The organism is Amorphoplanes friuliensis DSM 7358, assembly GCF_000494755.1.
Classification (GTDB): Bacteria; Actinomycetota; Actinomycetes; order Mycobacteriales; family Micromonosporaceae; genus Actinoplanes; species Actinoplanes friuliensis.
The window spans coordinates 3,373,376-3,386,706 of the sequence record NC_022657.1 but is presented as its reverse complement, the minus strand read 5'-3'; the positions used below and the strand labels follow the sequence as shown (position 1 = coordinate 3,386,706).

At 70.0% G+C, this 13,331-nt stretch carries 14 protein-coding genes; 12 read left to right on the top strand and 2 right to left on the bottom strand.

Annotated features, from left to right (window positions below; translation table 11 throughout):
* Window positions 1–33 precede the first annotated feature (33 nt).
* Complete coding sequence (locus AFR_RS15795; protein WP_041842259.1) at window positions 34–450, top strand: carboxymuconolactone decarboxylase family protein; 417 nt, start codon at window positions 34–36, stop codon at window positions 448–450.
* A complete protein-coding gene (locus AFR_RS15790) occupies window positions 447–2,126 on the top strand; it encodes a thiamine pyrophosphate-binding protein (RefSeq protein WP_023361482.1) in 1,680 nt (559 codons plus the stop codon). The genes AFR_RS15795 and AFR_RS15790 overlap by 4 nt, the downstream gene beginning before the upstream one ends.
* Here the strand turns inward: AFR_RS15790 and AFR_RS15785 are convergent, their stop codons facing one another.
* The gene (locus AFR_RS15785) at window positions 2,127–2,954 is read right to left on the bottom strand and encodes an SDR family NAD(P)-dependent oxidoreductase (protein WP_023361481.1); all 828 of its coding nucleotides are present in this window, start codon (window positions 2,952–2,954) and stop codon (window positions 2,127–2,129) included.
* Between the two features lie 215 nt (window positions 2,955–3,169).
* On the opposite strand from AFR_RS15785, the gene AFR_RS15780 reads away from it, so the two are divergent.
* From AFR_RS15780 to AFR_RS15735, 10 genes are all read left to right on the top strand, one after another.
* Window positions 3,170–3,955 carry an IclR family transcriptional regulator gene (locus AFR_RS15780; protein WP_023361480.1) on the top strand — a complete coding sequence of 262 codons (786 nt, stop codon included), beginning with the start codon at window positions 3,170–3,172 and terminating at the stop codon, window positions 3,953–3,955.
* Window positions 3,956–4,075: 120 nt separating this feature from the next.
* On the top strand, window positions 4,076–5,131 hold the full coding sequence (locus tag AFR_RS15775) for an extracellular solute-binding protein (protein WP_023361479.1): 1,056 nt from the start codon (window positions 4,076–4,078) through the stop codon (window positions 5,129–5,131).
* A 2-nt stretch (window positions 5,132–5,133) separates the two neighbouring features.
* Window positions 5,134–6,849, top strand: a complete 1,716-nt coding sequence (locus AFR_RS15770; protein ID WP_023361478.1) for an ABC transporter permease subunit — start codon at window positions 5,134–5,136, stop codon at window positions 6,847–6,849.
* Window positions 6,846–7,937 carry an ABC transporter ATP-binding protein gene (locus tag AFR_RS15765; protein WP_023361477.1) on the top strand — a complete coding sequence of 364 codons (1,092 nt, stop codon included), beginning with the start codon at window positions 6,846–6,848 and terminating at the stop codon, window positions 7,935–7,937. Before AFR_RS15770 ends, AFR_RS15765 begins: the two co-directional genes overlap by 4 nt.
* A 16-nt stretch (window positions 7,938–7,953) precedes the next feature.
* The gene (locus AFR_RS15760; protein ID WP_023361476.1) at window positions 7,954–8,895 is read left to right on the top strand and encodes a DUF6282 family protein; all 942 of its coding nucleotides are present in this window, start codon (window positions 7,954–7,956) and stop codon (window positions 8,893–8,895) included.
* Window positions 8,892–9,695, top strand: a complete 804-nt coding sequence (locus AFR_RS15755) for an N-acyl homoserine lactonase family protein (protein WP_023361475.1) — start codon at window positions 8,892–8,894, stop codon at window positions 9,693–9,695. The genes AFR_RS15760 and AFR_RS15755 overlap by 4 nt, the downstream gene beginning before the upstream one ends.
* Entirely contained in the window at window positions 9,695–10,594 is a 900-nt protein-coding gene (locus AFR_RS15750; RefSeq protein WP_023361474.1) for an NAD(P)-dependent oxidoreductase, read from the top strand. Before AFR_RS15755 ends, AFR_RS15750 begins: the two co-directional genes overlap by 1 nt.
* On the top strand, window positions 10,591–10,956 hold the full coding sequence (locus AFR_RS15745) for a cupin domain-containing protein (protein ID WP_023361473.1): 366 nt from the start codon (window positions 10,591–10,593) through the stop codon (window positions 10,954–10,956). The genes AFR_RS15750 and AFR_RS15745 overlap by 4 nt, the downstream gene beginning before the upstream one ends.
* A complete protein-coding gene (locus AFR_RS15740) occupies window positions 10,949–11,818 on the top strand; it encodes an NAD(P)-dependent oxidoreductase (RefSeq protein WP_023361472.1) in 870 nt (289 codons plus the stop codon). The genes AFR_RS15745 and AFR_RS15740 overlap by 8 nt, the downstream gene beginning before the upstream one ends.
* On the top strand, window positions 11,815–12,576 hold the full coding sequence (locus AFR_RS15735) for a carboxymuconolactone decarboxylase family protein (RefSeq protein ID WP_023361471.1): 762 nt from the start codon (window positions 11,815–11,817) through the stop codon (window positions 12,574–12,576). The genes AFR_RS15740 and AFR_RS15735 overlap by 4 nt, the downstream gene beginning before the upstream one ends.
* On the opposite strand, the gene AFR_RS15730 is transcribed toward AFR_RS15735, so the two are convergent.
* Entirely contained in the window at window positions 12,561–13,292 is a 732-nt protein-coding gene (locus tag AFR_RS15730) for an SDR family NAD(P)-dependent oxidoreductase (RefSeq protein WP_023361470.1), read from the bottom strand. The genes AFR_RS15735 and AFR_RS15730 overlap by 16 nt on opposite strands.
* Between the last annotated feature and the right edge of the window lie 39 nt (window positions 13,293–13,331).

The following is a 13,331-nucleotide window of genomic DNA, read 5'->3' as shown; positions in this document are numbered from 1 at the left end:
CGCCAGCACACGACCTTCGGACAGGAGCGGTTGATGAGTGATGACGAGAGCCGGCTGGAGCGCGGCAACAAGGTGCGGCGCGAGGTCCTCGGTGACGCCCACGTGGACCGGTCGATGCTGGCCGCGACCGACTTCACCCGGGTCCTCCAGGAGTACGTGACGGCGAGCTGCTGGGGTGACGTCTGGTCCCGGCCCGGGCTCGACCGGCGCACTCGCAGCCTGCTCAACCTGGCCATGCTGACCGCGCTGAACCGTCCGCACGAGTTCCAGGTGCACGTCCGCGGCGCCCTGCGCAACGGCTGCACCGAGGCGGACATCCAGGAGGTCCTGCTGCAGACCGCCCCCTACTGCGGGGCACCGGCCGCCCTGGAGGCGTTCCGGCTGGCCGAGCGGGTCATGATCGAGGTGCGGGAGGCCGCGGCCGAGCCGGTCGAAGCCGTCGCCGGATGACCCCGCGGACCGGCGCCCGGGTCGTCGCGGACATGCTCGACGGGTACGGCGTGAGCCACCTCTTCCTCGTCCCGGCGATCCTGCGGCGCACGCTGGCCGAGCTCGAACGCCACCATCCGCACATCGACCGCGTGGTCACCCACGGCGAGAAGGCCGCGGCCTACATGGCCGACGGGTACGCCCGGGTCTCCGGTCGTCCGGGTGTGGTGGCGGCCCAGGTGGTCGGGGCGCTGAACCTCGCCGCCGGTCTGCGGGAACCGTTCCTGGCCGGGTCGCCGGTGATCGCGCTGACCGGCGGGCGCACGCCGGCGACGAAGTTCCGGCAGGTCTACCAGGAGATCGACGACCTGCCCGCGTTCGAACCGGTGACGAAGTTCAACGCGACGATCGACGACGCCGGGCGCTTCCCCGACATGCTGCGGCACGCGTTCCGGGTCGCGACCACGGGTGCGCCCGGCCCGGTCCACCTGCAGATCCAGGGCAACGAGGGGCAGCTCGACACCGAGGAGACCGACGCCGAGCCGCTCGTGGAGCCGGCCTTCGCGCAGGTCCCGCCGGTACGCCCGGCCCCTGACGACAACGACGTCGCCGAGGTGCTGCGGCTGCTGGCCGGGGCCGAGCGCCCGGTGATCGTCGCGGGTGGTGGTGTGCGGTCGTCCGGCGCCGGAGCCGCGCTGGTGGCGCTGGCCGAGGCGCTGCGCCTGCCGGTGGCGACGTCCGCGAACGGCAAGGACACCTTCCCGGGTACGCACGAGCTCTCGGCCGGTGTCGCCGGGACCTATTCGCGGGAGTGCGCCAACCAGGTGGTCTCCCGCGCGGACCTGGTGCTCTTCGTCGGCACCGGGACCGGCAGCATGACCACCCACTTCTGGGCCGTGCCACCGAGCGGCACTCCGGCGATCCAGATCGACATCGAGCCGGCACACCTGGGGCGCAACTATCCGCTGCGTGCGGGCCTCACCGCCGACGCCCGGACGGCGCTCACCCGGCTGCTCGCGCTCGCGCCCCGCCAGCCGGCGGTCGACCGTACGGCCTGGCTGGCCGAGGTGGACACGCTCAAGGCCGACTGGCGCTCGCGCTACCGCGAGGTGCTGACCAGTGACGCCGTACCGATCCGGCCGGAACGCATCTGCGCCGAGCTGACCGCCGGTCTGCCGGCAGACGCCGTGCTGGTGGTCGACACCGGGCACGCCGGGATGTGGATGGCGCAGTTCCACGACATCACCTCACCCGCGCAGAGCTATCTGCGCAGTGCCGGGCATCTGGGCTGGGCGTTCTCCGCGGGCGTCGGTGCCAAGTGCGCGGCACCCGGCCGTCCCGTGGTCGTCTTCACCGGTGACGCCGGGCTGTATTACCACCTGGGCGAGATCGAGACCGCCGTCCGCCGCAAGGTCAACCTGGTGACCGTGGTCAACAACAACCACGGCGGCAATCAGAGCAAGCGCGGCTTCGACCGGGCGTACGGCGGGCAGGCCACCGATCAGGCGCGGGAGCTGTGGACGTACGAGGACGTGGACTTCGCCCGGATCGCCACGGAGATGGGTGCGCTGGGCCTCCGGGTGGACCGGCCGGGTGACCTCGCTCCGGCACTGGACCGGGCGCTGTCCGCCGGGCGGCCGGTGGTGGTCGACGTGCACACCGACATCGGCGTGGCCGCTCCCCCGCCCGTCAGCTGATCACTGATAGAGGGCCCGGTCGTAGGCCTCGAAGTCCCAGGCGCCGGCGCCGCCCGAGGGCCGGACCGTGCTGACGATGCTCGCGCCACCGTCCACCGAGACCACTTCACCGGTCATGTAGGCGGCGTCGTCGCTGAGGAGGAAGGCCACCACCCCGGCGACGTCGTCACCGGTGCCCGCGCGGCGCAGGGGTGTGCTGCTCGCCCGGCGTGACATGTCGTCCTTGCCACCGGACACGTCGGGCGTCGCGGCGAACAGGTCCGTGGGGACGATGCCGGGGGCGACGGCGTTGACGCGGATGCCCAGCGGGCCGCCGTACATCGCCGCGCCGCGCAGGATGCCGAGCACCGCGTGTTTGGAGGTCTGGTAGGCCAGCAGGTCGGCACTGCCGCGCAGGCTGCCGATCGAGCCGGTGATCACCACGTTGCCCGGGCCGCCCTGAGCCGCGTACTGCCGGAAGGCCGCGCGGACGCCGAGGAAGACACCGCGGACGTTGACCGCCAGGACGCGGTCGAACTCGTCGACCGTCAGCTCGGGCAGCGTGGCGAACGAGCCCGGGATGCCGGCGTTGAGGTGGTGCAGATCGATGCGCCCGAAGCGGTCGACGGCCGCGGTCACGTAGCCGGCCACGCCGTCCTCGGCCGAGACGTCGGCGCGTACCCAGGTTCCCTCGGTCTCCAGCGACTCGACGACCTGACGCACGCGGTCCTCGTCGGTGTCGACGGCGACGACGTGGGCCCCCTCGGCGGCGAGCCGCCGGGCGGTGGCCGCGCCGATCCCACCCGCCGCACCGGTCACCACCGCGACCTTGCCCGTGAGTCCGCGCATGCCCACCTCCTCGATCTATGATCACCACTGGCCACGGATTGTAGGTCAATCATACAATGATGTCACCCGGCTGATTTAACTTGCCGGTAGTGCGGAGGAAATCTCGTCCGGACCTTGACATGCGGCGGGATGGATCACCTACATTCCTCGGTACCGGATATCCGGATGGCCACCCCGCAATGCGGGACGGAGCCGCGGCGACAGGGAGGACAGGGATGACCAGCACCTCTCGGGGGCCGCGGGCCGTGACCGACGGCCTGGAGATCGCCAGTGGCGACCTGCAGGTGGTGGCGCGGGTGGTCCAGCTGCTACGTCTGCTCGCGGGCAACGACACCATCGACCTGGTGTCGGCCGCCGAGGAGCTGGGCGTCGGCAAGTCCACCGCCCACCGCTACCTGGCGTCGATGGAGAACCACGGACTCCTGCAGCGCCGGGACCGCAACCAGTACGAGTTCGGCGTCCTCCTCGCCGAGCTGGGCACGATGGCACTGTCCCGGCTCGGGGTGCTCGACCTCGCCGGCCCGGTGATGGAGGAGATCAGCCTGCGCGTGCGGCTCACGGTCGTGCTCAGCGTGTGGAACGGTACGGCTCCCGTGGTGGCGCAGGTGCGCGAGGACAGCAGCCGTACGGCCCACGTCTCGATCGCCGTCGGCAGTCAGCTCGGGCCGGACGCCGCGCAGACGGTGGCGTTCTGGGCCTTCCGCGACGAGTCGTACTACCGGTTCCGTGAGGGTGCGCCACCGGTCAACGCGACCGAGGCGGAGCTCGAGGACGTCCGCCGCACCGGGATCGCGTTCCGCAAGAGCCCGCAGAACGGCGTGAGTGCCGTGGCAACCGTGATCCGCGATCCCGCCGGCCAGGTCGTGGCGACCCTGGCCGCCGTGGACATCGCCCAGTTCGTACCCGACGGCACCGACTCCGAGGTGGCACGCGCCCTGCTGTCGGGCGCCGAGACCATCAACCGGCGACTGGTCAGCCCGCTCGACAGCGGCGCGGACTGACCCCTGCACCACCTTTCGCGGGGCAGATCGACATCGACGGCGCAAGCGGGGAGCGGCCGTCCCGGATTCACCGTGCGCGGGAACAGGTGACTCTTCCCGATCGAGAAAAGGCGATGAACTATGAAGACATACCGATTCCTCACGACGATAGCGATCGGCACACTCCTCCTCTCGGCCTGCGGTGTGGGCGGCGACTCCGGCACCGGCGCCGCCGACGAGAAGGCGCTGACGTGGGCCAGTACCGGCGGGCAGTTCCAGGAGGACGAGAAGAAGGCGCTCCAGGAGCCGTTCACCGCCTCGACCGGGACGAAGTTCACCAACATCAGCCCGGCCGAGCAGGCGCAGGTGCGGACGATGGTGAAGGCCGGCAAGACCATCTGGGACCTGGCCAACATGAGCTGGATCTACGCCGGCGCCTACTGCGGTGAGCTCTTCGAGAAGCTGGACGACCCGGCCCTGGACCGCAGCAAGTTCCCCGAGGGCACGACCGGTGACTGCTTCGTCCCGACCTACCGGTACGCCAACATCTTCAGCTACAACGCCGACCTCTACCCCGGCGAGAAGCCCACGAAGATCAACGACTTCTTCGACACCAAGCGCTTCCCGGGCAAGCGGGTCGTCTACGACTACCCGAAGGCGGGGCTGTTCGAGGCCGCGCTGGTCGCCGACGGGGTGGCGCCCGAGGCGGTCTACCCGATCGACCTCGACCGGGCCTTCAAGAAGATCGACACGATCAAGGACTCGCTGGTCTTCGCGCCCAGTTACGGCGCGATCCAGCAGATGATGGTCGACAAGCAGGCCGGCATGGTCCTCACGGTCACCGCCCGCACGATCGTCTCGGCGCAGAGCGGCGCGAAACTGGTGCCGGTCTGGGACTTCAACACCACCGACATCGGCGCGCTGGTCATCCCCAAGGGCGCACCGCACAAGGCCCTCGCCCAGCAGATGCTCGCCTTTGTCACCGAGCCGGCGCAGTCGATCGCGTACGCCAAGCTGACCGGCACCGCACCCGCCCGGCCTGAGATCGACCTCAACTCGGTCGGCTACACGGAGGAGCAGAAGAAGTACAACGCCTTCCTGCCCGACCGCGGCCGCACGCTGGAGCAGGACAAGCAGTGGTGGATCGACAACACCGACGCGCTGGTCAAGCGCTGGACCAGCTGGAAGGTCGGCTGACCATGGCCGTCTCGACCGCCACACCCGAGGCGCCCACGACCGGGCGCCTCGGCCCGGCCCGGGCGGGCAGGGCGCGCTGGGCCGGCTGGCTGTTCCTCGCGCCCGCGCTGATCGCCCTGGTGGTCCTGTTCGTGGTGCCGCTGTTCAGCCTCGTGGTGGACAGCTTCACCGAGCCGGAGACCGGACTCGGGAACTACGCCTCGCTGTTCACCGACGGCTACACGATCCGGGTGCTCGGGCGCACGCTGTTCATCGCGCTCGTCGTGTCGGTCATCGGGGCGCTGCTGGCCTATCCGTACGCGTACGCGATGACCCTGGTCGGACCGACCACGCGGGCCCTGCTGGTCACCATCGTGCTCATCCCGTTCTGGACGAGCATGCTGGCGCGCAACTTCGCGTGGCTGGTGCTGCTGCAGGACGGCGGTGTGGTGCAGCGCATCCTCACCCCGTTCGGGCTCGGTGACGTCCGCCTGCTCGGCACTCCCCTGGCCGTCGGCATCTCGATGACCCAGGTGCTGCTGCCGTTCCTGGTCCTGCCGATGTACAGCGCGATGTCGCAGATCGACGGCCGGCTGGTCGCGGCCGGGCAGAGCCTCGGCGCACCGCGGTCACGCGCCTTCCGCCGGGTCTACCTGCCGCTGTCCGCGCCGGGTGTCATCGCCGGCATGTCACTGGTCTTCGTGCTGGCCCTGGGCTTCTACGTCACACCGGCCCTGCTCGGCTCGACGCGCAGCGCGATGATCGCCCAGGTCATCAACGTGCGCGCCAAGGAGCTCCTGGACTTCGGCGGCGCCGGCGCGATGGGCATGTTCCTGCTGGTCGTCACGCTGATCGTGCTCGCCCTGAGCCGCCGCCTGGCGGGGCAGAACGTCGCGGTGGCCGCGGCCGGCGGTCAGCCTTCCCGCGCCGGTTCCACCTCCGACAACGCCGCCCCGGTACGCCCGTGGCTCCGCATCCACACGACGATCGTGGCGATCATCCTGGTCGCCCCGACGCTGGTGGTGATCCCGATGAGCTTCTCGGCGTCCGAGACGTTCCGCTTCCCGCCGGACGGCTGGACGCTGCGCTGGTACGAGAACCTCTTCACCTCGCCCGAGTGGACCGCCGCGATCCTCAACACGCTGCAGGTGGGCATCTACACGGCGGTGATCGCGACCGTGCTCGGCACGATGGCGGCGTTCGGGCTGGCCCGGTTGCGTCCGCGGTGGCGGGGACCGGTCAACGGCTTCCTGCTGTCGCCGATGATCGTCCCGCACATCCTGGTGGCGCTGGTCGTGTTCTCGGCGTTCCTCCAGCTCGGCCTGAACGGCACGCTGATCGGCATCATCCTGGCGCACACCGCGATGGCGCTGCCGTTCGTGGTGATCGCCGTGACCGCACGGCTGCAGGGCATGGACGGGCGGCTGCCCGGTGTGGCGGCGAGCCTGGGTGCGAGCCCGATCTCGGCGTTCCGGCGGGTGACGCTGCCGCTGGTGCTGCCCGGCATCCTCTCCGGCGCCGTGCTGGCCTTCGTGACCTCGCTCGACGAGGTGGTCATCGCGCTGTTCCTGCAGGCCCCGGGGGCGATCACGCTGCCGGTGCAGATGTTCAACAGCATCACCGTCCAGATCGACCCGACGATCTCCGCCGCGTCGAGCCTGATGGTCGTGCTGGTCAGTGTTCCCATCCTGCTCGCCCAGGTCGTCGGCGCACGACGCGGCAAGAAAGGCACCCGATGAACAGCCCCGCGATCGGCGCCACCGGCGCCCGGGTCGAGCTGGTCGACCTCTGCAAACGGTACGGGACCGCCGAGCCGCCCGCCGTCGACAGCATCGCCCTCGACATCCAGCCGGGTGAGTTCATCACGCTGCTCGGGCCGAGCGGCTCGGGCAAGACGACCACGCTCAACATGATCGTCGGCTTCACCGAGCCCACCTCGGGCCGCATCGAGCTCAACGGCAAGGACATCTCCCGGACGCCGGCGCACAAGCGCAACTTCGGGATGGTGTTCCAGAACTACGCGCTCTTCCCGCACCTCACGGTGGCCCAGAACGTGGCTTTCCCGCTGCGCGAGCGCAAGGTGCCGGCGGCGCAGTCGGCCAAGCTGGTCGGCGACGCGCTGGAGCTGGTCGACCTCGGCGGCATGGGCAACCGGCGCCCGCACGAGCTGTCCGGCGGCCAGCAGCAGCGGGTCGCGCTGGCCCGCGCCGTGGTCTTCTCCCCCAGCGTGCTGCTGCTCGACGAGCCGCTCAGCGCGCTCGACCGCAAACTCCGGCAGTCGCTGCAGCGTGAGATCAAGCGCCTGCACGACGAGCTGGGCCTGACCTTCGTCTTCGTCACGCACGACCAGGACGAGGCGATGACCCTGTCCGACCGGATCGCGATCTTCGACCACGGGAAGATCGTCGCCGTCGGCACCCCGGCCGAGCTCTACCACCGGCCCACGACGCAGTTCGTCGCCCGCTTCCTGGGCGAGTCCAACGTCTTCGCCGGCCGGTACCGCTCGGCCGACGTCTACGAGTGGAACGACCGCAAGTGGACCGTCCGCGAGACCGGTGACGGCACCGAGAACCAGGCGCTGATCGTGCGCCCGGAACGTCTGCAGGTCGCCTTCGACGAGGAGTCGGTGCCGTCCGGGAGCAACGTCGCTCCGGCCGCGGTCACCGACGTCTCCTTCTACGGCACGTACTACCGGATCGAGCTGGCGTTCGACGACAACTCGACCGGCATGGCGGTGCTGCCCGTCGGCGCGCCGGCGGTGGTGGACCCGGGCACCCGGGTCATCGCCCACTGGCGCCCCGAAGACCAAGTCCTGGTTTCCCAGTGACGGTGAGGAAGTCATCATGATGTCAGTCGATTACGGCTTCGACCCCGAGGCCGACGAGGACCGCAAAGTGCCGGACGAGCAGGCCGACAGCCTCCTGGTCGGTGCCGTGGACCTGCACCAGCACCCCGGTCCGAGCCCGTTCCCCCGCCGGATGAGCATCCTCGACGCGGCGCGGGACGCCTCGCAGGCCGGCTTCCGGGCGATCGTGGCGAAGTCCCACCACCACAGCATGATCACCGACATCCTGGCGCTGCGCTCGGCCGGGCTCGCGGACCTGTCGACGGAGGTGCACGGCGGGGTCGCGCTCAACCGGACGGTCGGCGGGCTCAACCCGTACGCGGTGGAGCTCGCGCTGCGGATGGGCGGTCGCATGGTGTGGTTCCCGACGCTGTCCTCCGCGGCCCACGTCAAACACCACGAGCACCACGACACGGGCTTCCCGACCTCCGAGGTGGAGCTGCGCCCCAACGAGATCATCTCGATCCTGGACGACCGCGGTGCCGTGCTGCCCGAGGTGCGCGACATCCTGTCGGTGATCGCGGCCGAGGACGCCGTGCTGACCTGTGGGCACCTCGGCGTCGAGGAGTCGCAGGCCCTGATCGACGCCGCGCTCGAGGCCGGCATCAGCCGGATCGTGGTCAACCACCCCATCTTTGTCGTCGGCGCCTCCGTCGAGCAGGCCGTGGCGTGGGCCCGCAAGGGCGTGACCATCGAGCACTGCATCGTCATGTACTTCGGCCGCCCGGAACGCCGGCGCGATCTCGACGAGCTGCTGACCTTCATCAAGGAGGTCGGTGTCGAGCGGACCGTGCTGTCGTCGGACTCCGGCCAGAAGACCAATCCGCTGCCGGTGACACTCTTCCGCCGGGCCGTCCGCGGACTGCTCGATGCCGGTATCGGCGAGGACGACCTCCGGCGGCTGGTCGGCACCAACGCCGGGCAGTTGCTCCTGTCATGACCGCGCGGTACCAGGTCACGATCGTCAAGTACGGGACCCGGCAGACCGTCCGCAGCGACGTCTACCTCAACCACCACCTGTACGGCGAACCGGACGGCCCGATCGGCATGGACTATTTCTTCTGGGTCGTCCGCAACACCGAGCGCACGATCGTCGTGGACACGGGCTTCTCGGCGATCGGCGGCGCGAACCGCAAGCGCACGACCCTGATCGAGCCGGCGGCCGCGTTCGACGCCCTCGGGGTCGACCGGGCCGCCGGACCGCCGGTCGTGATCACCCACGCGCACTACGACCACATCGGCAACCTCGGACTGTTCCCGGCCTCACCGCTGACCGTCGCCGGCGCCGAGTACGCGTTCTGGACCGGCCCGTACGCGGATCGCACCCTGCTGCACCACTCGGTGGAGGACGAGGAGATCGCCTCCCTGAAGCAGGCCGACGCCGAGGGCCGGCTGCGACCGTTCGACGACGAGGCCGACCTGGCTCCGGGCGTACGCGTGATCAGGCTGGGTGGCCACACGCCGGGCCAGAGTGTCGTGACGGTCGAGACCACCGACGGTGTGGTCCTCCTGGCCTCCGACTCGGTGCACTACTACGAGGAGTTCGAGCGCAGCATGCCGTTCACCCAGGTCTCCGGCCTGGTCGACATGTACGCGGCGTTCGAACGCATCCGCACGATGCTCGCCACGGGCGAGGTCCGCCACCTGGTCCCCGGTCACGACCCGGACACGCTCGACCGGTTCACCCCGGTGACCGGGCCACTCGCCGGCCTCGCGGCCACGATCGGAGAGGAATGCTGATGAGGATCGGCTTTGCGGGACTCGGGAACATGGGTGGCCGCATGTCCGCGTGCATCGTGCGCGCCGGCCACGAGGTGCTCGGCTTCGACGTCCGCGCCGAGAACGTCAAGTCGGCCGGCGCCGAAGCAGCGGGTTCGGTCGCCGAGGTCACCGACGGCAGCGACATCGTGCTGCTGTCGCTGCCGGACAGCAAGGTCGTCGAGGCGGTGGTGCTCGGCGACGACGGGGTGCTCGCCCACGCCCGGCCCGGCCAGATCATCGTCGACCTGTCCACGGCCGCACCGGACTCGACGGCACGGATCCACGGGTTGCTGGCCGAACGCGGGGCGGCGTACCTGGACGCCGGGATCTCCGGGGGTGCCGCCGCCGCGGAGAAGGGCGCGCTGACGCTGATGGTCGGCGGTGAGGCGGAGGCGCTCGAGCGGGCCCGGCCGGTCCTGGATCTTTTCTCCAGCGATGTCTTCCACTGTGGACCCAGCGGCGCCGGGCACACGGTGAAGCTGCTCAACAACTTCCTCAACGCGATCGCCCTGTCGGCCACCGCCGAGGTGATGGTCGCCGGCAAGAAGGCCGGTCTCGACCTGCAGGTGCTGCTCGACGTGCTGAACGCGAGCTCCGGCGTCAACTTCGCCACCCTGAACCGCTTCCCGAAGATCATCCACGGGGACTACCTCAAGGGTGGTCTCACCAACACGCTGATGCTCAAGGACGTGAACCTCTACGTCGAGCTCGTCGCGCGGCTGGGCGTGGCCAGTCCGAACTCGTCCGGGCCGCTCGCCAGCTTCGGTCTCGCCCGCGCGCTGGGGTACGCCGACGAGATCAGCAACACCGTTGTCGACGCCCTCGGAGACCTCTCCGGCGGGGTCCGGCTGCACACGAGCGAGGAGCCCGCCGCATGAAGATCATCCACGGCCGCGCCGAGGGCAGCCTGTCCGACCAGCGCGCGACCGTCACCGGGGACGTGTGGTTCGACCAGGTCCTGCCCCCGACCGACGGCACGACGATCGCCACGGTGTTCTTCGCCCCGGGCGCGCGGACGTTCTGGCACAGCCACGAGCACGGGCAGATCCTCCAGGTGCTGGCCGGGCAGGGACTCATCTGCTCCGACGGGTCCACCCCCGAGCCGATCCGGGCCGGGGACACCATCTGGGTCCCACCCGGCGAACGGCACTGGCACGGCGCCGCACCCGGCTCGTTCATGACCCACACCGCGATCTCGCTGGGCACCACCACCTGGGCCGAGGAGGTCGTCGATGACTGACACCATCGCCTTCATCGGCCTGGGCAACATGGGCGGCCCGATGTCCGCCCTGCTCGTCGCGGCCGGCTATCGCGTGCAAGGCTTCGACCCGGCCGCACCGGCACGGCAGGCGCTGGCCGACGCCGGCGGCACAGCCGTGGCGACGCTGTCCGACGCCGTGCAGGGCGCGTCGGTGATCGTGCTGATGCTGCCGAACTCCGACATCGTCGCGGCGACCGTGCACGATCCGGGCTTCGAGGCGCCGCCGGGCACCACGGTCATCGACATGAGCTCGTCGGAACCGATGCGCACCCGCGAACTCGCCGCCGAACTGGCCGATCGGGGCATCACGCTGCTCGACGCGCCTGTGTCCGGCGGTGTCGCGCGTGCGCGTACCGGGAAATTGACCATCATGGCCGGCGGCGAGCAGGCGGACCTCGACCGGGTCGCACCTGTCCTGGCCTGCCTCGGCACGGTCACGCGGGCGGGCGCGGTCGGCAGCGGCCACGCCGTCAAAGCGCTGAACAACCTGCTCTCCGCGACGCACCTGCTGGTCACCTGCGAGGCGATCCTGGCCGGTGAACGCTTCGGTCTCGACGCCGAGACCATGCTGTCGATCTTCAACAGCTCCAGCGGGCGCAGCGGCTCCACCGAGAACAAGTGGCCGAACTTCATCCTGCCCGGCAGCTACGACTCGGGTTTCGGGCTGCGGCTGATGCTCAAGGACATGCGCATCGCCACCGGCCTCGCCGACCAGCTCGGTGCTCCCGATCCGCTCGGGCAGGCCTCCGCCGAGCTGTGGGCGCGGGCCGCCGAGGAGCTCGAACCCACCGCCGACCACACCGAGATCGTGAACTGGCTGCGAAAGGACCACTCCCGATGAGCCTCACCCCCCGCCAGACCGAGATCAAGGAAGAGTTCATCCGGGTACGCGGCACGTGGAGCGACACCTGGGAGGGTGTACTGCGCCTCGACCCCGAGTTCCTCCTGGCGTACCTGAACTTCTCCGCCGTGCCGTGGCGTTTCGGCACGCTCGACCCGAAGGTCAAGGAGTTCATCTACATCGCGATCGACGCGAACGCGACCCACATGTACCTGCCCGGCGTGCGCCAGCACATCAAGGCGGCGTTTGCGCTCGGGGCCACGCCGCAGGAGATCATGGAGGTTCTGGAGCTCTCCGCGACGCTGGGCATCCACGCGATGAACATCGGCGTACCGATCCTGGTCCAGGTTCTCGAGGAGAAGGGCCTGCGTACCGGCCCGGCGCCGCTGACCGAGCGCCAGGAGCAGATCAAGGCGGAGTTCACCAAGACACGCGGCTACTGGCACACGTTCTGGGACGAGATCCTCGAGCTGACACCGGAGATGTTCGAGGCGTACACGGAGTTCTCCTCGGTGCCGTGGCGCACCGGGACGCTCGAACCGAAGGTCAAGGAGTTCATCTACATCGCCTTCGACACCGCCGCGACACACCTCTACGTCAAGGGCCTCAAGCTCCACATCGAGAACGCCATCGACCACGGCGCGACGGCCCAGGAGATCCTCGAGGTCATGGAGATCGCGTCGGTGCTCGGCATCCACGGCGTCACCGCCGCCGCGCCGATCCTGCTGGAGGAAATCGAGGCTCAGCGGGCCACGTAACCGCCGTCCACACTGAGGATCGTGCCGGTGATGCCGCCCGACTCCGGTGCGGCCAGGAAGACGATCGCGCGGGCCACCTCGCCGGGTGTCGACATGCGCCCGATGGGGTGGTTCGCGAGGGTGGCGGCCAGACTCGCGGCGGGATCCGGGTCCGCCTCCCGCGCCTCGTCCATGAAGGCCGTGTCCACGGCACCAGGCGCGACGGCGTTGACGCGTACGCCGCGGCCGGCGTACTCGATGGCGAGCTGCCGGGTCAGCTGCACGATCGCGCCCTTGGTCATGGCGTAGACGCTCTGGTTGGGCACGCCGATCAACCCCGAGATCGACGCCGTGTTGACGATGCAGCCCCGCGTCTCCGTCAGCGCCGGCAGGGCGGCCTTGACGAACCTGAACACCGGCCGCACGTTGAGGGCGAACAACGCGTCGAAGTCCGCGTCGCTCGTCGCCAGGATCGGCCGGCGCAGGAACCGCGCCGCGTTGTTCACCAGCAGGTCGAGCCGCCCGAACTCCGCTGTCGCCCGCCCGATCACGTCGCCTGGCGTCGCCTCACCGGTCACGTCGGCGACCATCGGGACCACCCGGCCGGCCTCGGCCAGCTCCTCCACGGCGGGCGAGACATCAACCGCGACAACCCGGTAGCCCTTCGCCCGCAGCTGCTCCACGACACTGCGCCCGATCCCCCGCGCCGCCCCGGTCACCACAGCAGTCAGCTCCACGACGCCACTCTCCCTCGCTTCGTATGATTGTCATACAAT

Bases quoted from the DNA above. Each gene is read 5' to 3' on its own strand.
- AFR_RS15795 (WP_041842259.1), top strand. From the start codon at position 34: ATGAGTGATGACGAGAGCCGGCTGGAGCGCGGCAACAAGGTGCGGCGC.
- AFR_RS15790 (WP_023361482.1), top strand. From the start codon at position 447: ATGACCCCGCGGACCGGCGCCCGGGTCGTCGCGGACATGCTCGACGGG.
- AFR_RS15785 (WP_023361481.1), bottom strand. From the start codon at position 2,954: ATGCGCGGACTCACGGGCAAGGTCGCGGTGGTGACCGGTGCGGCGGGT.
- AFR_RS15780 (WP_023361480.1), top strand. From the start codon at position 3,170: ATGACCAGCACCTCTCGGGGGCCGCGGGCCGTGACCGACGGCCTGGAG.
- AFR_RS15775 (WP_023361479.1), top strand. From the start codon at position 4,076: ATGAAGACATACCGATTCCTCACGACGATAGCGATCGGCACACTCCTC.
- AFR_RS15770 (WP_023361478.1), top strand. From the start codon at position 5,134: ATGGCCGTCTCGACCGCCACACCCGAGGCGCCCACGACCGGGCGCCTC.
- AFR_RS15765 (WP_023361477.1), top strand. From the start codon at position 6,846: ATGAACAGCCCCGCGATCGGCGCCACCGGCGCCCGGGTCGAGCTGGTC.
- AFR_RS15760 (WP_023361476.1), top strand. From the start codon at position 7,954: ATGATGTCAGTCGATTACGGCTTCGACCCCGAGGCCGACGAGGACCGC.
- AFR_RS15755 (WP_023361475.1), top strand. From the start codon at position 8,892: ATGACCGCGCGGTACCAGGTCACGATCGTCAAGTACGGGACCCGGCAG.
- AFR_RS15750 (WP_023361474.1), top strand. From the start codon at position 9,695: ATGAGGATCGGCTTTGCGGGACTCGGGAACATGGGTGGCCGCATGTCC.
- AFR_RS15745 (WP_023361473.1), top strand. From the start codon at position 10,591: ATGAAGATCATCCACGGCCGCGCCGAGGGCAGCCTGTCCGACCAGCGC.
- AFR_RS15740 (WP_023361472.1), top strand. From the start codon at position 10,949: ATGACTGACACCATCGCCTTCATCGGCCTGGGCAACATGGGCGGCCCG.
- AFR_RS15735 (WP_023361471.1), top strand. From the start codon at position 11,815: ATGAGCCTCACCCCCCGCCAGACCGAGATCAAGGAAGAGTTCATCCGG.